This is a genomic window from Flavobacterium filum DSM 17961, from assembly GCF_000425465.1.
Classification (GTDB): Bacteria; Bacteroidota; Bacteroidia; order Flavobacteriales; family Flavobacteriaceae; genus Flavobacterium; species Flavobacterium filum.
This window is the reverse complement of the sequence record NZ_AUDM01000006.1, coordinates 159,804-181,455: the sequence shown is the minus strand read 5'-3', so window position 1 is coordinate 181,455 and position 21,652 is coordinate 159,804. Positions and strand designations below refer to the sequence as shown.

17 protein-coding genes and 1 tRNA gene are annotated in these 21,652 nt (G+C 34.3%); 6 read left to right on the top strand and 12 right to left on the bottom strand.

From position 1 onward, the window contains the following. Positions 1 to 2 precede the first annotated feature (2 nt). From pdhA to porU, 4 genes are all read right to left on the bottom strand, one after another. A complete protein-coding gene (gene pdhA / locus H601_RS0104430) occupies positions 3 to 1,001 on the bottom strand; it encodes a pyruvate dehydrogenase (acetyl-transferring) E1 component subunit alpha (RefSeq protein ID WP_026710381.1) in 999 nt (332 codons plus the stop codon). A 174-nt stretch (positions 1,002 to 1,175) separates the two neighbouring features. Continuing rightward, the gene (gene cdd, locus H601_RS0104425; protein ID WP_026710380.1) at positions 1,176 to 1,658 is read right to left on the bottom strand and encodes a cytidine deaminase; all 483 of its coding nucleotides are present in this window, start codon (positions 1,656 to 1,658) and stop codon (positions 1,176 to 1,178) included. A 69-nt stretch (positions 1,659 to 1,727) separates the two neighbouring features. Continuing rightward, entirely contained in the window at positions 1,728 to 2,882 is a 1,155-nt protein-coding gene (gene porV, locus H601_RS0104420; RefSeq protein WP_026710379.1) for a type IX secretion system outer membrane channel protein PorV, read from the bottom strand. A gap of 42 nt (positions 2,883 to 2,924) precedes the next feature. After that, positions 2,925 to 6,785 (bottom strand): type IX secretion system sortase PorU, encoded by a 3,861-nt coding sequence (gene porU / locus H601_RS0104415; RefSeq protein ID WP_026710378.1) that lies wholly within the window; start codon positions 6,783 to 6,785, stop codon positions 2,925 to 2,927. Between the two features lie 203 nt (positions 6,786 to 6,988). Between porU and gldJ the strand changes: the two genes are divergently transcribed. Together gldJ and H601_RS0104405 are read left to right on the top strand one after the other, a co-directional pair. Beyond that, positions 6,989 to 8,704, top strand: a complete 1,716-nt coding sequence (gene gldJ, locus H601_RS0104410; protein WP_026710377.1) for a gliding motility lipoprotein GldJ — start codon at positions 6,989 to 6,991, stop codon at positions 8,702 to 8,704. A gap of 56 nt (positions 8,705 to 8,760) precedes the next feature. Next, positions 8,761 to 10,044, top strand: coding sequence for a UDP-N-acetylmuramoyl-tripeptide--D-alanyl-D-alanine ligase (locus H601_RS0104405; RefSeq protein WP_026710376.1), 1,284 nt, complete (start codon positions 8,761 to 8,763; stop codon positions 10,042 to 10,044). Between the two features lie 46 nt (positions 10,045 to 10,090). Here H601_RS0104405 and H601_RS0104400 read toward each other — a convergent pair. The 8 genes from H601_RS0104400 to H601_RS0104360 form a co-directional block, all read right to left on the bottom strand. Further along, a tRNA-Val gene (locus H601_RS0104400) sits at positions 10,091 to 10,165 on the bottom strand. A gap of 70 nt (positions 10,166 to 10,235) precedes the next feature. Continuing rightward, complete coding sequence (locus H601_RS0104395; protein ID WP_026710375.1) at positions 10,236 to 11,456, bottom strand: bifunctional folylpolyglutamate synthase/dihydrofolate synthase; 1,221 nt, start codon at positions 11,454 to 11,456, stop codon at positions 10,236 to 10,238. 57 nt (positions 11,457 to 11,513) lie between these two features. Continuing rightward, the gene (locus tag H601_RS0104390) at positions 11,514 to 12,350 is read right to left on the bottom strand and encodes a hypothetical protein (RefSeq protein ID WP_026710374.1); all 837 of its coding nucleotides are present in this window, start codon (positions 12,348 to 12,350) and stop codon (positions 11,514 to 11,516) included. A 159-nt stretch (positions 12,351 to 12,509) separates the two neighbouring features. Then, complete coding sequence (locus H601_RS0104380; protein WP_026710373.1) at positions 12,510 to 12,902, bottom strand: ExbD/TolR family protein; 393 nt, start codon at positions 12,900 to 12,902, stop codon at positions 12,510 to 12,512. A 1-nt stretch (position 12,903) separates the two neighbouring features. Beyond that, the gene (locus tag H601_RS0104375) at positions 12,904 to 13,602 is read right to left on the bottom strand and encodes a MotA/TolQ/ExbB proton channel family protein (RefSeq protein WP_084139927.1); all 699 of its coding nucleotides are present in this window, start codon (positions 13,600 to 13,602) and stop codon (positions 12,904 to 12,906) included. Positions 13,603 to 13,662: 60 nt separating this feature from the next. Beyond that, entirely contained in the window at positions 13,663 to 15,039 is a 1,377-nt protein-coding gene (gene nhaD / locus H601_RS0104370; protein WP_026710371.1) for a sodium:proton antiporter NhaD, read from the bottom strand. Positions 15,040 to 15,052: 13 nt separating this feature from the next. Continuing rightward, positions 15,053 to 16,279 carry a Glu/Leu/Phe/Val dehydrogenase dimerization domain-containing protein gene (locus H601_RS0104365; protein ID WP_026710370.1) on the bottom strand — a complete coding sequence of 409 codons (1,227 nt, stop codon included), beginning with the start codon at positions 16,277 to 16,279 and terminating at the stop codon, positions 15,053 to 15,055. Between the two features lie 87 nt (positions 16,280 to 16,366). After that, a complete protein-coding gene (locus H601_RS0104360) occupies positions 16,367 to 17,434 on the bottom strand; it encodes an anhydro-N-acetylmuramic acid kinase (RefSeq protein WP_026710369.1) in 1,068 nt (355 codons plus the stop codon). A gap of 91 nt (positions 17,435 to 17,525) precedes the next feature. Here H601_RS0104360 and H601_RS0104355 point away from each other — a divergent pair, with 91 nt between their 5' ends. From H601_RS0104355 to H601_RS0104335, 4 genes are all read left to right on the top strand, one after another. Then, positions 17,526 to 18,662 (top strand): acyl-CoA dehydrogenase family protein, encoded by a 1,137-nt coding sequence (locus H601_RS0104355; protein WP_026710368.1) that lies wholly within the window; start codon positions 17,526 to 17,528, stop codon positions 18,660 to 18,662. Between the two features lie 86 nt (positions 18,663 to 18,748). Continuing rightward, positions 18,749 to 19,426: an SDR family NAD(P)-dependent oxidoreductase gene (locus tag H601_RS0104350; RefSeq protein WP_026710367.1), complete on the top strand. Its 678-nt coding sequence runs from the start codon at positions 18,749 to 18,751 to the stop codon at positions 19,424 to 19,426. A gap of 16 nt (positions 19,427 to 19,442) precedes the next feature. Continuing rightward, entirely contained in the window at positions 19,443 to 20,045 is a 603-nt protein-coding gene (locus H601_RS0104345; protein WP_026710366.1) for a SprT-like domain-containing protein, read from the top strand. A 543-nt stretch (positions 20,046 to 20,588) separates the two neighbouring features. Further along, positions 20,589 to 21,647, top strand: coding sequence for a mannose-1-phosphate guanylyltransferase (locus H601_RS0104335; RefSeq protein ID WP_026710364.1), 1,059 nt, complete (start codon positions 20,589 to 20,591; stop codon positions 21,645 to 21,647). Positions 21,648 to 21,652 lie beyond the last annotated feature (5 nt).

The window sequence follows — 21,652 nt, the reverse complement described above, 5'->3', positions numbered from 1 at the left end:
GCTTATAGTTTATGTGGGATGAAAGGATAGTTTTCTTGTTCGTACACCACGTCATACAATTGTTGTACTTCAGGGAACGGAGATTCTTCTGCGAATTTTTCACATTCATCTACTAAGTCTTTCACACGTTGATCAATTACATCAATTTCTGCATCGGTTGCATAATTGTTTTCTTTGATAATATCTAAAACTTGTGTGATAGGGTCAATTTTTTTGTATTCTTCTACTTCGTCTTTGCTTCTGTATAATTGAGCATCAGACATGGAGTGACCTCTATAACGATATGTTTTCATTTCCAAGAAAGTTGGTCCGTCTCCTCGACGAGCTCTTTCGATTGCTTCATGCATTGCTTCGGCCACTTTTACCGGATTCATTCCATCAACCGGTCCGCATGGCATTTCATACCCTAAACCAAGTTTCCAAACATCTGTATGGTTAGCAGTTCTTTCGACAGAAGTTCCCATGGCATATCCATTATTTTCACAAATGAATACTACAGGAAGTTTCCACAACATAGCCATGTTGAAAGCTTCGTGAAGTGAACCTTGACGAGCGGCACCATCACCAAAATAGGTTAAGGTAACTCCGCCTGTATTAAAATATTGATCGGCAAAAGCCATTCCGGCACCAACCGGGATTTGAGCTCCTACGATTCCGTGACCACCATAAAAACCGTGTTCTTTTGAGAAAATGTGCATGGATCCACCCATACCTTTGGATGTTCCGGTAGCTTTTCCGTAAAGTTCAGCCATTACTTTTCTGGGGTCAACGCCCATTCCGATAGGTTGAACGTGGTTTCTGTAAGCTGTAATCATTTTGTCTTTAGACAAGTCCATTGCATGCAATGCTCCGGCTAAAACAGCTTCTTGACCGTTATATAAATGTAAAAACCCTCTCACTTTTTGTTGGATGTAAACGGCAGCTAATTTGTCTTCAAATTTTCTCCAAAACTGCATGTCTTCATACCATTGCAGATAAACTTCTTTGGTGATTTTTTTCATTTGTTCTATTTTGAATCTTTTATGTTTGTTTTGTCAGTTTCACAAATAGGTTGTACACAAATTTGCGAGTAGCAAAAATAAGATATCCTAAGTAGATGTAAAAATTTAATCGACTTAAAATGACAAACTTTATGAAAAGTTATTTACGATAACGTTTTAGTAAACGAATAAAATTTACAAGAAATTTTTATCAAAAACTAAAGGAAGTAAGTTGGTCAACGAATCTGATTTATAAATTTCACCAGATTCTCCCATAAAATAAATTTCAATAGGGGTGTTTTGTTTGAATTCATATTCGGCAATCGATTGACGACATGAGCCGCATGGCGGTATAGGAGACGTAACCGGTTTTGCATCAGAGGTAGCAGAAATAGCCAATTTTAAAATTTTGGCCTCCGGATAGATGGCTCCAGCTTGAAAAATGGCTACACGCTCTGCACAAAGACCGGAAGGGTAGGCGGCGTTTTCTTGGTTGGATCCCAATACCGTTTTTCCGTTGTCTAATAAGATGGCGGCACCTACTCTAAATTTTGAATAAGGGGCGTAGGCTTTTTTTCGGATGGCAATAGCTTCTTCCATTAAGATTTTAATTTCTTCCGGAAGTTGATCTAGGCTTTCAAATACATTAAATTCTGTTGAGATGGTAATTTTTTTCATAGTATAAGGGGAAAAAAAATCCAAATTTCAACGGAAGAAATTTGGATTTTTTTTGATTTAATTTATAAATTAATATTCATCATATTTATCACCAAAGTTAAATGTCAGAGAAAAACGCAATGTGTTTTCAAGAGGGTTTTTAACTCTTGAAGCTGACATCAAATAGGAAACATCTAATTTTACAACATTATATTTAAATCCGGCACCAAAGGAAAAATATTTTCTTGCACCTTTTGTTTCATGTTCATTAAAATAGCCCAAGCGAAATGCGAATGATTCCTGATAATTATACTCTGCACCTAATGCCCATGTAAATTCTCTTAATTCTTCACTAAAACCATCCGGTGCGTCACCAAATGATTTAAAAATACCTGAAACCCAACCAATGCGTTGATAATCTTCTCTGGCCAGTTGTCTTTCTTCCTGTGTCATATCCTCAGTAAATTGAGGAGTTGGCACCATTAATTTTGTTACTTCACCATTTAAAGTAATTTTATTGTATTCATCAAAAATAAAGTCAAAACCACCACCCAAACGTAAATTTGCAGGAAGGAAATTAGAGTTGAGTTCAGTAATATCATCATCATAATTAATTTTCGGCCCCATATTTTGTAAATTGATTCCTGCTCTCCATCTTCCGTTGAAACTTTCATACGCTTCTTCTTCAGATTGATAGAAAGCAGCAACGTCAAAGGCGAATGAACTTGCAGGTTTTCCATCAGTGTTTCCATCAGGAATTCTCAATTGTGAACGAATATATCTAAAAGCTACAGCGGTTGAAAAACGTTCGCTTAACTTTAGAGCATACGATACATCAACTGCTAATTCGTTTGGACTAACTACTCTTGCAACATCATCAAAATTTTCTCTCAATTCAATATCTCCTAAACTGAAATAGCGTAAACTACCTCCAAAAGCACTTTTTTCACTGATTCGATTGTAGTAATTAAGTTGACCTAATGAAATATCATTCACTAAATCAGTTAAATAAGGAGTGTAACTTACACCAATTCCGATTTTATCGATGGCAAATGCATATTTTGCCGGATTCCATTGTTGAGAATAAGCGTCTGCAGAAGTGGCAACACCAATATCAGCCATACCGGCAGAACGGGCATCGGATGCGATTAATAAAAATGGAACTCCGGTAGTAATTACTCTATCTTGAGAAAAGGAATTTTGAAATAGAAAAAGGCAAATGAGGAATGCGGTTATTTTTTTCATTATACAAATCGGGATAATTGAATTAACAAATATAGTGTTTTATTAAAGTATTACAAGTTTTTCTGTTTTTTCTGCTTTTTTATTCGATAAAGTGGATTTTACAGTCAATTTGTAGATATAGACGCCTTTACCAATTTTGTCTCCAAAGTCATCTTTACCATCCCAAGTGATTTCTCGTGAAAGGAACCCTTCAGTATTGATTACTTGATTAATGGTTTTCACAATTTTTCCGGTTATGGTAAAAATTTGTACTTGTACATCTAGTGGTTCAAATGGGCGATTATGAGAAAACCAAAATTGCGTATAACTCACAAATGGATTGGGATAATTTAAAACGTTGGTTAATTTAACTACATCATCACCAATCACAATAAATTGAATTTCTGCAGTAACGGGATTGTTATATACATCCCAAGCTCTAAATGTTATAGTATGTAATCCTGGTGCTAAATCACGAAAAGGGAAGCGAACTTTTCCTTTAGTGTAATCGTTTAATTCAGTTTCATAATAATCATTTAGAATATACGGATTGTTTTCATCGCCATCTAAAATTGCAACAATATCATGACCAATTCCGCTGGCGGTGTTTATACCGTTCTCATCTTCTAAAAAAGCAAGAAAGAAAGGGCTTTCATTGGTTATACCGCCTGAAATAAAGGTTTGGTCATTCATATAAAGACGAACTCTCGGGCCGATATTATCTTCTGCAGCATTTTCATTGATACCACCAATTGGGATTGCAATATTGTAACCGGTTTGATCTTGTAAAGTGGGTAGAGCAGACTTTGCATAAAAACTCACTCTACCATTTCCTAGAGGGATAGAAATGTCTCTAGGAACAATAAATTCAATATCGAATAATCCGTTTGTTACAGATGCATTTCCTCTGAATATTGTTTCTCCAAGCGTTTGAAAGTTCATGATAATGAGATTGTTTGAACCATTTCTTGTTCCGTCATTACCAAGTGTATTTCTATTGATGGATTTATCAAAAATTTGTACTGCTACATCTCCATTGTAATTTGAAAGTAATATGTTGCCATCAATATTTCTAATCTCTCCGGATAATTTTATTTTACTTAAAGCATTTAAAACGGTTGTAGAAGTTTCTATTGGTTCGTCATTTATTTTAGTAAGTACAATTGTTGGTTTTGGAATGGCTAATTTTAAAGCGGGATCACCAATATAAAATACCATCAAGGTTTGAGAGTTGTTAGCATTTTTTGCTCTTCTTAAAGCTTCTGCAATACTAATGTTTGAATTATTATTGTTGAAATTATATAAAAAGGAAGAGAATGAATTATTAATGCTTTGACCAGTGGTTACACCAATTTGTCTAGTAGTAGTTACAAGAGAAATGGCACCACCAATAGGGTTCCAGTAAGTGAATTCACCGGCAGTTTGTCTGTAAGGATTATCAAAACGCGTAAATTCACAAGTTACAGTAACGATTAGGGGGTATCTATATCTGTTATTTAAGGTTTGAGCATCTGATTTTTCAAAGATGCGTTCTGAAGCCAATTGGTCTTCGCCTCCATGGCCAAAATAGTTAAAAACTAAAGAACCTTGTTGAAATGCATTTTTTAATTCTTGTTTAAGTTTAGGATACCTTTGTCCGCCGGCAGAGGCTTCTTGCACATACGAATCTGCATGGTATTTCATTACGTTTACAAAAGGTTTTTGGAAACTAATCGTATTGCCAAGATTATCCAATTCTTGTTGAATTTGGTTTTCCCAACTTTCATCTACATCATCTGAAACAAGGGTGAAATTATTTCTCCATCTTCCGTAGGATTTAATGTCGTGATAATCTAGTACTTTATCTACCATTTCCCTTGCTTGTTGAATAGACGAGACTAACATTCTACCAACAGCAACATCAAGTGCTTCAATGGTTGGGGAATTAAAATTAACCAGCATTTTACCTTCATCAGGATCCATCATTCCAAAAAAATCATCAGACATTGTTGAGCTCAAAAGTGAATTACTTACTAAACTATGAAAAACAGGAACTATGTTAGTGTTGTTTGGAATTCTATTTTGATAATCAAAAGAGGTATCGCCAAAAAGATTCAAGTATTTAATTCTTTTTTCTGATGATGATGCATTGAAATAAATATATTTAACTAAGTTTCTAATGGCACCAATGTCTTGTTTGCCTGAAGAGAATTCATGGTAAATTTTATCAAGTGTAACTACCTTTACATTTAATTGACTGTTATTGCGATGAAAATTGGCTAATCTTTCAGCTTCGGTAGCTAGATTTTGTGGCGTTATAATCAAATAGTCAATATCTTGAAATTGCCCCTGAGTATTTAAAAAAAGTGTTCCTTTTAAATTTTGATTGGTAACTTTAGTTTGACTCTCTTTTTTTGGACTGTAAAAATCAGTTGCATCAATAGCGATGTATTTTCGAACTTCACCCAATGTTGATTTAAATGAAAAGTTTGAAGAGCCGCTATTAGCTATACTTGTTACGTCATAAATGGAGGTAATGTCCCAAATTTGACTTATTCCGCTAGCATTGCTAAATTGATATTCGCCTATACCTATATTGGTTGCAGCATTATTATTTTGAAAACGGTATTGTTTTCCAAAACCTTTCAATAAACATTTTGCTTTAATAAATAAATAGTCCAAATAACCTCTTGAACTTGGCACACCATTATTATTATAGGTAAGATCAATAACAGCTAATTCTGAAGCGGGTACTGAAAGATTTGCTTGTGCAGAAGAAAATAAAATTCCTCCTGTAGCTGGTGTTGCTGCTAAATTAATAGTTTGTTCAGTGCTATTGACTTTTATATTTAAGCTCGTTTGAACAAATGAAGCAGCTGCTGCATTCAATGTAAATGCAAATGGAGCACTTATATCAATATTTGGGAAGTTTAGCTCAACACTAAATGGAGTTTGAGTATTTAATTGTTCCCCAAACCATCTTCTTCCTACTCTTCCGATATTTATTAAATCTTTTTCATAGAATTTATATTCATCGTAATTGGTGAAAATTACATTAGAATTTCCTTCCGGTTGAACCATAGGTTGAATTCTTTTTCCATTTTCACCTTGAGCCGTAACATAATAATATGCTTTAGTGTCATACAAATTAAGATGTGTTTCGCTATCATTATTCCAGTTGTCTAAACCTTCGCCATAAAATAAAATATAATCATCATTGTTGAAAATGCCATCTTCTTCACCAATAAATTGGATCGCGTTTTCTGCTAAATCAGATGGATATTCAACGCTATTTAATAAAGGAATCATCCTCCCACCATTGCCGTAAATCTTAATTTTTCTGGGGTCAACATTAGTATTCATACCAAGTTGATTGAGAAAAGAGCGAGAAATTTTATATACTCCTGATTTTTCAATATAAAACCGATACCAATTACCGGTACTGAGAACAGAGTTTTGTAGTGTGTTAAAATTAGAATTGCTTTCTATGGTATTTGAAATAGGTAAGTTAGCGTAACTAAATGTGATAGCAGTAACTTTTTTGAATCCTTCACTGGTTTTAATAATTGGTGAAAAAGAAATAAAGGTTTGGTAAATATTTCGAGCAATTCCGTTGTTTATTGTTGCATTTACATTGTTTGGAATATTTTTTTGGTCTAAATCACCTAATTCGTTAGGGTTGATAGTTTGATAATTTACAGTAACTATTCGTAAAGACTTTGGATCTGCAAAATTTGATACAGTTGTCTTTTGATTAAAATGAATTGATTTCTTTACATCATCAAAATAGAAATTTTCGTGTTGAAATTGCGGAATACTTAAGGTATAACCATCAAAAAGCAATTTTTTATCTTCTTTCCAATCTAGTGAAAACGAAATGGTATTTTGACTAAAGGAAATAAGCGTAAAACAGAAGTATGATAACAGTAATAATTTCTTTTTCATATGAACCAAAAACGTTGGGATTGCAAATTTATTACAATGTAAACTAAAAAACAGAAAAATATATATACTAAACTATTTTTTTTTGCGTTATTGAGATGCTGATAGACAATAAATTGAGGTTATTAACATTTTTTTTTAAAAAATCTTGTTATATAAAGGTTTATTGCTATATTGCGGCACTAAATTTATTACCTACTTAACGTATGAAAGTAAACAAAATTATGACTTTAAAACTGCTACTAATGATAGTAGTTATGTTTGGTTTTGCTAGTTGTAGTAAAAAGTCAAGCTCCAAAAACTCCTCAACTGCAACCGGTTGGAAAATCAACGACAAAAAAGGTGGTTTCCAATATGCTTCCAATTTTAAGAAGCAAGCAGCGGCACCCGGATTGATTGAAATCGAAGGTGGAACCTTTACTATGGGTAAAGTTCAAGACGATGTTATGCATGATTGGAACAATTCTCCAAATCAACAACATGTTCAATCTTTCTTTATGGATGAAAGTGAAGTAACGAATCTAATGTATCTTGAATACTTAGATTGGTTAAAAAGAATTTTTGATCCAAATCAAGAAAACTATACTAACATATACAATGGTGCTTTACCGGATACTTTAGTATGGAGAAATAGATTAGGATACAATGAAACCATGACAAATAACTATTTAAGACATCCGGCTTATAAAGATTATCCTGTAGTAGGAGTAAACTGGATTCAAGCGGTAGAATTTTGTAAATGGAGAACCGACCGTGTTAATGAAGATATTTTAGAGAAAAATAAATATCTAAAAAAAGATTCTAAATTAATGGATGCTACAGCTGAAAAATCTTTTAGTACAGAAACATACATTAATACCCCATCTCAAGCTTTTGGTGGCGATGAAGAAATTGTTCTAAAAGGAAAAGGCGGAAGAGCTAAAGCTTCAACAAATAGAGGTGGCGAAACCGTTGAGCCTAAGAATGTTTATGCTCAAAGAAGTTCTGGTTTAATTCAACCGGAGTATCGTTTACCAACCGAAGCGGAGTGGGAATATGCTGCTGTAGCGAATGTTGGAAACAGAGAGTACAATCTTTATAAAGGAAAGAAAAAATATCCTTGGTCTGGAAATCATACTCGTTCAGGAAAAAGATCTGTTAGAGGTGATCAATTGGCTAACTTTAAACAAGGTAAAGGAGATTACGGTGGAGTACCAGGTTGGTCAGATGATGGTGCTGATATTACTCAAGTGGTTAAATCTTATCCTCCAAACGATTTTGGTTTGTATGATATGGCAGGTAATGTTAGTGAGTGGGTAGCAGACGTTTATAGACCAATTGTTGATGATGAAGCGAACGATTTCAACTATTATCGTGGTAACGTTTATATGAAAAACAAAATTGGTGAGGATGGTAAAGTAGAAATTGTAACTAGTGAAAATATTAAATATGACACGCTTGCAAACGGTAAAATCATAGCAAGAAATTTTCCTGGACAAATTGCTCAAGTACCTGTAGATGAGAAAGAAACGTATTTACGTCAAAACTTTGATAAGAGTGATAATAGAAACTATAGAGATGGTGATAAACAATCTATTCGTTATTACAAATTTGGGTCTGAAGAAGAAGGAGATCCTTCAACTAACGAAAAGAAACGTATGTATGATTCTCCAAAGCATGAAGTTTCAGCAGATACCACTACTGGCGGTTTAAATAGAAAGTATGATAAGTCTTCTAAAAGAACTACTTTAATCAATGATGATGTTAGAGTTTACAAAGGAGGTTCATGGAGAGACAGAGCTTATTGGTTAGATCCAGCTCAAAGAAGATTCTTCCCACAAGATATGGCTACTGATGATATCGGATTCAGATGTGCAATGTCTAAAGTTGGACCAAAATCAAATAAAAAGACAGCTAAAGGAAAACCTAAAGCTTCTAGATAATAAATTTTTGTAATACATGATAAAGCCCTATTTTAGGGCTTTATTTTTTTATTGTTATGGATATATCACAAATTCATGCTTGTTTTTTAACGTGTTCAAGCGTTTCAATAGATACCAGAAAGATTGGAACTAATTCCATGTTTGTTGCTTTTAAAGGGTCAAATTTCGATGCAAATTCTTTTGCAAGTGAAGCCTTAGAAAAGGGAGCTTCTTATGTTTTAATAGACAATAAAGATTATTATATTGACAAAAGAACAATATTGGTTGAAAATACTTTGTCAACCTTGCAAGAGCTTGCAAAATTCCATAGAAATTATCTTGGGTTGCCAATCATAGCTCTGACAGGGAGTAATGGAAAAACTACTACAAAAGAACTCTTTCAAATTGTGCTTTCAAAAAAATATAGAACAAAAGCGACTTTAGGTAATTTGAATAACCATATCGGTGTTCCGTTAACATTACTTTCTTTTACTAAAGATACTGAAATTGGGATTGTAGAAATGGGTGCTAATCATCAAAAAGAAATTGCTTTTTTGTGTGAAATAGCACAACCTGACTTTGGTTATATCACCAATTTTGGAAAAGCACATTTAGAAGGTTTTGGCGGAGTAGAAGGTGTGATAAAAGGAAAATCTGAAATGTATGATTATTTATCTTCATTTAATAAAAAGGTTTTTGTGAATTTTGATGATGCTATCCAAGTAAGTAAAACTTCATCGATGAATCAAATTACTTTTGGCACAACCGATTCAAATAGTTTTGTTAAAGTTGAATGTATTGAGGCTAATCCTTTTGTTAAAGTAGTTTTTGAAAATACAGTCATACAATCCAATTTGATTGGCCTATATAATGCAACAAATATAATTGCTGCGATTACAGCTGGTAAATATTTTAATGTCGATGTTACAGATATAAAGTCTGCTATCGAAATGTATCATCCTGACAACAATCGCTCACAAATTTTACACAAAGGTTCAAATAAAATTATTTTAGATGCATATAATGCTAACCCAAGTAGTATGGAGGTAGCACTTCTGAACTTTATCCAGCTTAATGATGTTAATAAAGTAGCCATTTTAGGCGATATGTTTGAGTTAGGGGAAGAAAGTTTTTTAGAACATCAACATATCGTTGAAAAACTTCAAAGCGAAGTAAATTTTAATTGTTTTTTAATAGGCAAAGAATTTTATAAAACGAGAGTTAGTCATAATTATTTACATTTTTTTGAGTCATTTGAAGCCTTCTCAATCTATATAAAAATGGAAAAGATTAATAATAGTTTGATTTTAATAAAAGGCTCTCGTGGAATGGCACTTGAACGCACTTTGGAATTTTTCTAAAGAAAATGATATAAAAAAACTCCTTAATTGCTTAAGGAGTTTTTTGTGGGCGATGAGGGGTTCGAACCCCCGACCCCCTCGGTGTAAACGAGGTGCTCTGAACCAGCTGAGCTAATCGCCCGATTAGTGCTTGATTGCGAGTGCAAATATAGCACAGTTTTTGGTAACTGCAAATAAAAAACAAAAAAAAATTATAAAATTTCTGCTATAACAAAAGTGCTTCCTCCAACGTAAATAAAGTCATTTGCGGTAGATTTTTCTTTAGCCTTCTTATAAGCTTCTGAAACAGAATTGTATACTTTCCCTTTAAGTCCAAATTTAACAGCATTTTCTTTAAGAATTTCAGGATGTAATCCTCGTAAATTTTTTGGACTGCAAAAATAATACACTGCATTTTTTGGAAATAAAGGTAAAATTTCATCCAAATCTTTATCGTTTACGACGCCTAAAACGATATGAAGATTTTTAAATTTTTGTTTTTTGAGTTGTTTGAGGACTATTGATAAACCATGTTTGTTATGAGCGGTATCACAAATTATTGTTGGATTTTCTCCTAATTGTTGCCATCTACCAGCTAAACCGGTGTTTTGGATGACATTCAAAAATCCGTTTTTAATGTTTTCTTCTGTAATGATATATTCATTTTGTTGTTGCAAAATACGAATCGTTTGCATCACTGTTTTTCTATTTTGAATTTGATAATCTCCCAATAAGGCGGAGGGATATATTTCTTCAATCAAATCGGAAGCAAAATACTTTTCTGAATTGGTTTCAATTGCTTTTTTGATAAAAACTGGTTTTGTTTCACTTGTAAATTCACCTAATACCACCGGAATATTAGGTTTGATAATTCCCGCTTTTTCATATGCAATTGCTTCTAATGTATTTCCGAGAAATTGTGTATGATCTAGACCGATATTTGTAATGACCGAAATTAAAGGTGTAATGATATTGGTTGAATCTAATCGGCCGCCCATACCAACTTCGATGATTGCAATATCTACTTTTTCTTGCACAAAATATTCAAATGCTAAACCAACTGTCATTTCAAAGAAACTAAGTTGATGGCTTTCAAAAAAGGTTTTGTGTTGCGAAACAAAGTTGATTACAAATTCTTCTGTAATTTCTTTTCCATTGATTTTTATACGTTCTCTATAATCTTTTAGATGTGGGGAAGTATATAATCCCACTTTATATCCTGCTTCTTGTAAAACCGATGCTAATAGGGAAGAGGTTGAACCTTTTCCGTTTGTTCCGGCAACGTGAATGGTTTTCAATTTTTTCTCCGGATTGTTGAGATAGTTGGCCAACAAAATTGTGTTGTCAAGGTTTGGTTTATATGCCGATGCTCCTTGCGTTTGATACATTGGGAGCTGATTAAATAGCCAATTGACAGTTTCTTGATAATTCATGAGTAAAAAAATAAACCCCACAAAAAGTGAGGTTAAAATATATAAATTTTTAATTTGTTATTCTCCGTTTCTAAAATTAAACACAATAAACCCAATTTGTCCGTCTGGTGCTTTGTCGTCATCATTCCAACGGTATTTATATGCTGATTTTATAGCAGCATCTTGCAAGCAACGACTTGTTGTATTAGAACCGCTTGGGCTAAATTTGGCATTGGTAACGGTACCGCTTTTGCTTACTTTTACTTCAACCACAACAGTTCCTTCGTCGTTACATTCGGCTTTTACGGCACCCGGACTGGAAAGTCGTCTTCCGTTTAAGCCCCATGCTCCGTTGCCTGTTCCAGTTCCTTTACCACTACCGTAGTAACTGTTGGAATAGATGCTTCCATCAATTTTTCCTTGATTACCCGGATTATTTGATGTTCCGTCTCCTTCGCTAGTTTTACCATCAGATTTTTTTACGCCACCAATTAGAGCATCTAATTTTGCTTTTTTATCTGCTTCTTCTTTCTTTTTTTTCTGTTCGGCTGCTTTTGCTATTGCTTCGGCATTAGCTTTAGCTTTTGCTTCTTCTTTCTGTTTTTTTAAGGCAATGGTTGCTTCATTATCGGCAGTAATTACATTTTCTGAGGCTTTACTAGGAGTGGTAGGTTCAGAAGTTGCTTCTTCTACCGGTTGTTCGGTTACCTCTCTAGGTTCTGTTTTTACCGGTTCTGTTGTGTTGGTGTTTCCTGAACCGGCGTCGGTATTACCAAAGTTAATAGCGATTCCATTTTCCGGCGGCGGATCCATGTAGGTTAATCCGAGAAAAATAACTAATAAAAGCAACACTGCCATAATTGTTGTAGTAATGGCAAATGATTTTTTTTCGTATTCGGTTTCTAAATATTTCATAGTTTCTCGTTTTAGCCCTGATTGTAGCGGAAAGCCTTTGGTGAAAAAAAACCTATTTTTTCTTGGTTTGGCAGAGCGACCAAAGGAAGCTCCTGCCGGACCTTAGAAAAAAAGGTTTTTGAGCCAAAGCTTGTAGCGAAAAGCAGGATTAGCTTCTTATTATTTTGGTCGAACTGCCAATACCACTTTAATCTGGTTGCGGTTGGCGATGTCTAACACATTGACTGCTTTTTCAATTGGCACACCTTCTTCGGCTCTTAAGATTAGAGCTTTATCTTCTTTATTCGAAAACAAAGCTAGTAATTTGGCTTCTAAATCGGCTTCTTGTACTTTGTCTTTGTCAATAAAAAATTCTAAATCTTTATTAATGCTTACCGAAATGTTTTTATTACTATCTGTTTTTCCTTTTGCTTTTGGCAATACTAAATCCAATGCGTTAGTGGTTACCATGGTGGATGTTAGCATGAAGAAAATTAACAACAAAAACACAATATCCGTCATAGACGACATATTGAATTCGGGTGATACTTTGTTTCTTCCTCTGATATTCATATTAAGACGGTTCGTTTAAAAGGTCAAGGAAATCAGTTGCATTGGCTTCCATTTGGTGTACTACTTTGTCTGTTTTTACCACCAAGTGATTGTAACCGATAAATGCTACAATACCAACTATTAAACCTGCTACTGTTGTGGTCATGGCAGTGTAAATTCCTTCGGCTAAAGCACCTACTTCAATTTGTCCGCCACCGCTAGCCATTTTATGAAAGGCAAGAATCATACCAATTACGGTTCCAAGGAAACCAATCATTGGTCCGGCTCCGGAAATAGTAGCAAGCATACTTACGTTTTTTTCTAATTTATAAATTTCAAGTTTCCCTGCATTTTCAATAGCTGTATTAATATCTTCTAAAGGTTTTCCAATTCGTGAAATTCCTTTTTCGGTTAAACGAGCAACAGGCGAATTGGTTTGGGCACATAGCATTTTGGCGGCATCTAGTTTTCCGTTAAGGATATTCATTTTAATGTTATTCATAAAATTAATATCAATTTTGGAAGCGGCATTTATAGCCATAAGTCTTTCAAAATAAAGATATAAAGCAAAAAACAACAATAAAGCCAATGTAATCATGATGAGTTGTCCGCCAATTCCACCACTAGTGATTAACTCCCAAATGGATAATGTTTTTTCTACGGGTTGGTTAGATTCAATAAACGGATTGTTTTCTTGTCCAGCTAAACTATCTATTTGCATAATTGATTTCGTTTTTTAATTGATTTAAGTATATAACGCTAAAGTATTAAAATTAATTGTTTATCTAACATAATGTTCTATGAACATAAAAGTAAGAGCACCGGCTAAGAATCCAACAAATGCAATCCAAGTAATTCTTTTTAAGTACCAAATGAAATCTATTTTTTCCATTCCCATAGCCGCCACACCTGCTGCAGAGCCAATGATAAGCATGCTACCACCTGTTCCTGCTGAATAAGCAATAAAATGCCAAATAGGATTATCAACTTCAAACGTGAACATTCCCATTGAGGCGGCAACAAGTGGTACGTTGTCAATTACAGAAGATAAAATTCCAAGTAAAATTACAACAATATCCATGTTTGGTACAGCATTCGACAAGGATTCTGCGGCATAGCGAAGTGTTCCTGTATCATTTCCGTTGATTTGGCCAAATACCATACTTTCTAGAGCTGCAACCCCCATTAAAATTCCTAAGAAGAATAAAATACTTGAAAACTCAATTTTAGTCAATGCTTTATGACCTGAATAAAGATGTTTGTCATTTTTATTAAAATTGTCGAATGGGGTAACATATTCTGACGCTAACCATACAAAACCTAAACTAAACATCATTCCAACATAAGGTGGAAGTCCGGTAATCATTTTAAAGACCGGAACAAAAACAATCGCTCCTAAACCAATGTAAAGCATTTTTTTGCTACTCAATAGTCGCTCTGATTCTTCATTTACGCCAAACGCTTTACGCTCAGTTGATCCTTGAAAAGGTTTTAATCTTGAAGCGATTAAAAACGGTACAACAAAACATACAATTGAAGGAACAATTACATATTCTGACAATCCAACGGCGGTCACTTTATTGGCAATCCATAACATGGTAGTTGTTACGTCACCAATAGGAGACCATGCTCCACCGGCATTGGCGGCAATAACAATTAGAGAAGCATACCAAATTCTGTATTCTCTCTTTGGAATTAATTTTCTGAGTAAAGTGATAAGAACAATAGTTGCGGTTAAGTTGTCAATAATAGCAGAAAGGATAAAAGCAACAATTCCCATTGTCCATAATAAACGAACTTTATTGGTTGTTTTTATTCTGTTTTTAATGACGTCAAAACCTCTGTGTAAATCAATAATTTCAACTATTGTCATTGCACCAATTAAGAAAATCAAAATTTCAGCCGTTTTACCAAAATGATGCATCAAATTTTCTAGAAAGCCTTCATGATTGTGTTCAATGCTTCCCTCGTTCATATTGAAAACATGTCCGTGAGCATCTATTACAGATAACCATCCGTTGTTGAAACCAAATGATAAAAAAGCCCACATAACAGCTGCCATTAACAGAGCAGGGACTGTTTTATCCAATTTTAAAGGATGTTCAAGTGTTATCGACATATATCCGATAACAAATAAAAGTATAATTAATAAAGCCATTTTGAGCTATTTTTTAAGTTAATTGTTTTAGGGCTATTTCAAATGCAGTTGCACTAATATTTGTTTTGGATGAATGTAAAGCATGCGTTTTTTCAATTGCTTTTTTGATGGTTTCTGAAGTGTCAAAAAAAATCGCTTCATCCGTCATTTGAACTTTCTTTTCCATAAAATAGGCAAAAACACGTGCCATACCGCAATTGGCAATAAAGTCAGGAATTAAACTTACTTTAGAGTCGGTTTCTTCCATAATTGGGCCAAAGAATATTTCTTTATCAGCAAAAGGCACATTGGCACCGCTTGAAATCACTTCTAATCCGGAAGCAATCATTTGATCAATTTGGCTTTTTTGAACCAATCGAGAAGCAGCACAAGGAGCAAAAATTTCAGCATTAATGTTCCAGATTTGTTGATTGATTTTTTCAAATGGAATCATGTTTGGGGCAACCAGTTTATTGCCGTCTTTGTTAAGAAATAATCGTTTAATTTCATCAAAAGTAAAACCATCTTTATTGATAATTCCACCTTCACGGTCGATGATTCCAACAATTTTTGCACCCATATCAGCTAAGTAAAATGCAGCAGCTGAGCCAACATTTCCAAAACCTTGTACAACAGCTTTTTTGCCAACTACACTTCCGCCATAAATATCATAATAATGGCGAACGGCTTCGGCAACACCAAAACCGGTAATCATATCGGCAACAGTATATTTTCGGTTTACATCTGGCGAAAATTTAGGATTTTCAATTACTTTGATTACTCCTTGACGAAGTTGACCAATTCGGTTGATTTTGTCTGCTTCTGTGGGTTTAAAATGACCATTAAAAACTCCTTCTTGTGGATGCCAAACCCCACATTCTTCTGTGATTGGAATTACTTCATGGATTTCATCTACATTCAAGTCGCCTCCAGTACCGTAATAACTTTTTAATAAAGGAGAAACAGCTTTGTACCAGCGTTGCAAAACTTCTTTTTTGCGAGGATCGTTTGGATCAAAATTTATTCCGGATTTAGCACCACCAATGGCGGGTCCTGATACCGAAAATTTTACTTCCATTGTTTTGGCTAGCGATAACACTTCGTTCATATCCAGGCCTTTTCGCATTCTGGTTCCGCCTCCCGCTGCACCCCCACGAAGTGAGTTGATCACTGTCCATCCTTCTGCATCCGTTTCAGGGTCTTTCCAATTAAAAATTATTTCAGGTTCTTTATTCTCAAATTTTTTGAGTAATTCTTTCATTTTAGTTTATTTGTGATGCAAATTTAATTCAACAAAATCAATTTATTTTGTTTTTTTACTAAAGTTTTCAAGAGTTTTATTTACAAGTTAAGGTTTATATACAAAACCGGAACAATGGTCATTTTTTGCACCTGTAACACTACTCAAAACATTGACTTCATTTCGCAATCGCAAAACACCTAATAATCCAAAAATCAACGCTTCTTTAAATTCTAAGGTTTTAGTATCAGGAACAACGATTTCCATTTCATGTAAATAATATTTCATTCGTTCCAGCAAAAAAAGATGATAGGCACCACCGCCTGTAACCAACAATTTTCCTGATTTTTTTAGCAAAGCCAAAGCAATTTGAAGGGCAATATGTTCAATAAATGTGGCTAATTTATCTTCAATTTCAATTGAAAATTCTTCCATTAATGGCAGAACTGTGCCATTTACAAATTCCATTCCAAGCGATTTCGGATATTTTGTATGATAAAAATCAATTCGATTTAATTTTTCTAATAAAACAGTATTGATCTTTCCCGAATGAGCTATTTCGCCTTTGTCATCATAATCAAAACCCATTTGATTGGCATAAAAATTTAGAACCGTATTTACAGGTGAAATGTCAAAAGCAATTCGTTTTCCGTTTTCTTCAAAAGAAACATTCGAAAATCCACCTAAATTCAAACAATAATCGTATTCAGAAAATAACATCCTATCACCAATCGGAACTAGCGGAGCTCCTTGACCACCCAATTCCACATCTTGAACTCTGAAATCGCATATTACAGTTTGGTTCGTAATAGTCGCGATTTCGGGTAAATTCCCAATTTGTAACGTCAATCCGTTTTGAGGTTGATGCAAAATCGTGTGACCATGACTACACACTGCGTCTAGGTTTTTAAGTGAATTTTCTTGAACGAAATCGCATATAATTTTGCCTAAATATTGGGTATAATCATTATTGAGATTTTGCAATTCTTCATTCGAATAATGTAAGGCCTGCTTCAATTTGTTTAACCAATCATTAGGGTATGAAACCATTTGACAATTCCCAATTTGATAGTTCCAAACGCCGTTTTCAAGCGAAAAATAAAGGTGAGCTAAATCAATTCCGTCGAGCGAAGTACCGCTCATGACACCAACAACTTGATAGGATTCTTTAAACATGGCTTAAAAATACGAAAACGTTTGAGAATTAGTGGTAATTGTACTATTTTTGCCCTCAAATTTATAAAAACAAACCTTCAAATTAACAGATATGGATTTCAATCTTACCGAAGAACAATTGATGATTCAACAAGCAGCCAGAGATTTTGCTCAACAAGAATTATTACCCGGCGTAATTGAACGCGACGAACATTCTAAATTTCCTACCGAACAAGTGAAAATGATGGGCGAATTAGGATTTATGGGAATGATGGTTGATCCAAAATACGGTGGTGCCGGATTAGATAGTGTTTCGTATGTTTTAGCCATGACCGAAATTGCCAAAGTAGATGCTTCAGCAGCTGTAATCATGTCGGTAAACAATTCATTGGTTTGTGCCGGAATGGAAAAATATTGTTCTGAAGAGCAAAAAATGAAATATTTAGTGCCTTTAGCCAAAGGGGAAGTAATTGGTGCTTTTTGTTTGTCTGAACCGGAAGCCGGAAGTGATGCGACTTCGCAGAAAACAACCGCTATCGACAAAGGTGATTATTATTTACTAAACGGAACTAAAAACTGGATTACCAACGGCGGAACGGCTTCTACTTATTTAGTTATCGCTCAAACCGATATTGAAAAAGGCCACAAAGGAATCAATGCGTTTATAGTAGAAAAAGGTTGGGCAGGTTTTGAAATTGGTCCCAAAGAAAAGAAAATGGGAATCCGCGGAAGTGATACCCATTCCTTGATGTTTACGGATGTGAAAGTACCAAAAGAGAATAGAATTGGTGCCGATGGTTTTGGGTTTGCTTTTGCCATGAATGTTTTGAACGGCGGTAGAATCGGAATTGCGTCACAAGCATTAGGAATTGCTACAGGTGCTTATGAATTAGCTTTGAAATATTCGCAAGAGCGAAAAGCATTCGGGAAAGAAATTTTCAAACACCAGGCTATTGCTTTTAAATTAGCGGATATGTATGTAAAAATTACAGCTGCAAAATTATTAGTAATGAAAGCCGCTTGTGAAAAAGATGAAGGAAAAGACATTGCTCATTCCGGTGCGATGGCCAAATTATACGCATCTGAAATTGCGTTGGAAGTAGCTAATGAAGCCGTTCAAATTCACGGTGGAAATGGTTATGTAGCCGAATACCATGTAGAACGTATGATGCGTGATTCTAAAATTACACAGATTTATGAAGGAACTTCTGAAATTCAACGCATAGTGATTTCGAGAGGTTTGGTTTAGAAATTTTTCACAAATCAACATATTTTAAAACCCTTTGAGTGCTATCTTAAAGGGTTTTTGTATTTTTAGCACTTATAAAAAAAGGTATGAAAAACATCATTATTACCGGAACATCTCGTGGCATTGGATTTGAACTGGCTTTACAATTTGCGAATGAAGGCCATCAGGTTTTGGCCATTTCCCGAAAAACGCCAAAAGAATTAATTGAACATTCCAATATAACTTGTCTTTCCGTTGATTTATCAGATGAAAAAGGATTGCATCAAGTAACCGATTTTTTGTCGCAAGCTTGGAAAAAAGTGGATATAGTTATTCACAATGCCGGAAGTTTGGTACTCAAACCTTTTTCGCAACTCACCCAATCCGATTTTGAAAAAGTATATCAGGTGAATGTATTTGCTGTGGCAAATTTAACTCGGGTTTGTTTACCTTTTATGCAAAAAGGCGGTCATGTGGTTACGATTAGTTCTATGGGAGGCATTCAAGGAAGCATGAAATTTTCCGGTTTGGCAGCCTATTCTTCCAGTAAAGGAGCGGTGATTACGTTATCGGAATTATTGGCAGAAGAATACAAAGAACAAGGCATCTCCTTTAATGTTTTGGCATTAGGAGCCGTTCAAACTGAAATGTTACAAGAAGCATTTCCAGGCTATCAAGCTCCACTTTCAGCTAAAGAAATGGCCGATTATATTTATGATTTTTCGTTAAACGGAAATAAATATTTTAATGGAAAAGTGTTGCAAGTAAGTTCATCTACGCCGTAATTATTTCAACAATTAAATGAGCGAAGTCCTCTTAAAATATCTCCCTGAACACGCGGTTGAACCGGTTTTTGAGTTAATCAAAACCAATTCGGTTCATTTAAAAATTGTGAATGAACGGGTAACTCGGCATGGTGATTATAGAAGACATCCTTCGGGGAAACATCAAATTACGGTGAATGCCAATTTGAATAAATACCGTTTTTTGATTACACTGGTTCATGAAATTGCTCATTTGGCTGCTTTTGAAAAATATGGCAGAAACATCAAGCCACACGGAAATGAGTGGAAAATTACGTTTCAACGGTTGATGATTCCGTTTATTCGGCCGGAGATTTTTCCGAATTCGGTTTTGCCTTTGATAGCCAATCATTTTAGAAATCCAACGGCTAGTAGCGATACCGATGCACGATTGGCTTTTGCTTTAAAGCAATTTGACGAACGAAAACCGGATATTCATTTTATTCACGAAGTACCTTCTGGTAGTTTTTTTAGAATTAAAAATGGAAGAGTTTTTCAAAAAAAAGGACTTCGGGTTAAACGTTATGAATGTTTGGAAGTAAAAACCGGAAAGTTGTATTTGTTTAATGCCAATGCTGAGGTGGAGATTATTCCGGGGTGATTTATTAACGATAGATGAATAACGATTTGTGATTTTAGAATTACTTAAAAACAAACCTTATTTTTTATTGCTTTTAGCTGCAATTTCATTTTTGATTTTGTCTTTTATAGTAGATAAAAAGGAAACATTCGTTATAAATGTTCACGATACTTATTATGTAATTACTTTTCAGCATGCTTATATTTTATTTTGTTTGATATTTTTCATTACAGGATTGATATACTTCATTTTTAATTTTTTTGAAATTCAATTCATTTCAATACTCTCCTTAATTCATGTTTATGGTTCGTTGATTTTTTTAGGAGTGTTTTTCTATTATTTAGGTAAAATAAATTCATCTTCCATTTTTGATTCTATTGATTATAATTTAAGAACTATATTTTCATTATTAATTTTTGTTGGGTTGCAATTCTTGATTGTATTTAATCTTTTAATTTCAATCATTAAAAAACTCAGCATCTCAGCCACTCAGTAACTCAGCAACTTTACTATATTTGTAAAAACTTAGTAACTCAGAGTCTCAGTAACTCAGCATCTCATACAATGAACAAAAATTATTACGCAATACTAATGGCCGGTGGAGTAGGTTCCCGTTTTTGGCCAGTAAGCACAACCGAATTTCCGAAACAATTTCACGATATGTTGGGTTCGGGTGAAACCTTGATTCAAAAAACGTTTAGTCGGTTATCCAAATTAATTCCAACCGAAAACATTCTAATTTTAACTAATGAAAGGTACAATGATTTGGTTTTGAAGCAATTGCCTTTGGTAAAACCAGAGCAGGTTTTGTTGGAGCCTACTATGCGGAATACAGCTCCTTGTATTTTATATGCTTCTTTAAAAATTAAAAAAATGAATCCTGATGCCGTGATGGTTGTGGCTCCAAGTGATCATTGGATTGAAGATGAAACCGCTTTTGTTTCAAATTTGCAGCAATGTTTTGAGTATTGTCAGAACGAAAATGCATTGATGACGTTAGGTATTCAACCCACTTTTCCCAATACCGGTTTTGGATATATCGAATTTGACAAATCTGATTCAAATCCAATTAAAAAAGTAAATCAGTTTCGTGAAAAACCCGATTATGCTACTGCAAAATCGTTTCTAGAAAGTGGAAATTTCCTTTGGAATGGTGGTATTTTTATTTGGTCAGTCCAATCAATTACGGAAGCTTTTGCTGCTTTTCAACCTCAAATGAATCAATTGTTTTTAGAGGGTTTTGAAAAGTATAACACAGAAGCAGAAATTGATTTCATTCATCAAAATTATGCTTCAGCAGAAAATATTTCTATCGATTATGCCATCTTAGAAAAAGCTCAAAATGTATTTGTCCTACCCGCAACTTTTGACTGGAATGACTTGGGAACGTGGGGTTCTTTACATGAAAAACTAGATAAAGACGAACAAAATAACGCTGTTGTCAATGCTTCTGTTGTTTTGGAAAATGCTTCAAATAATATCATTCGAACGGAAGGTAAAAAGGTAGTTGTGATTGATGGTTTGAACGATTACATTGTTGTAGATCAAGGGAATACTTTGTTGATTTATCCTAAAAATAAAGAACAAGATATTAAAGCGATTGTTCAAAAAATTAAAAATTAAGTATG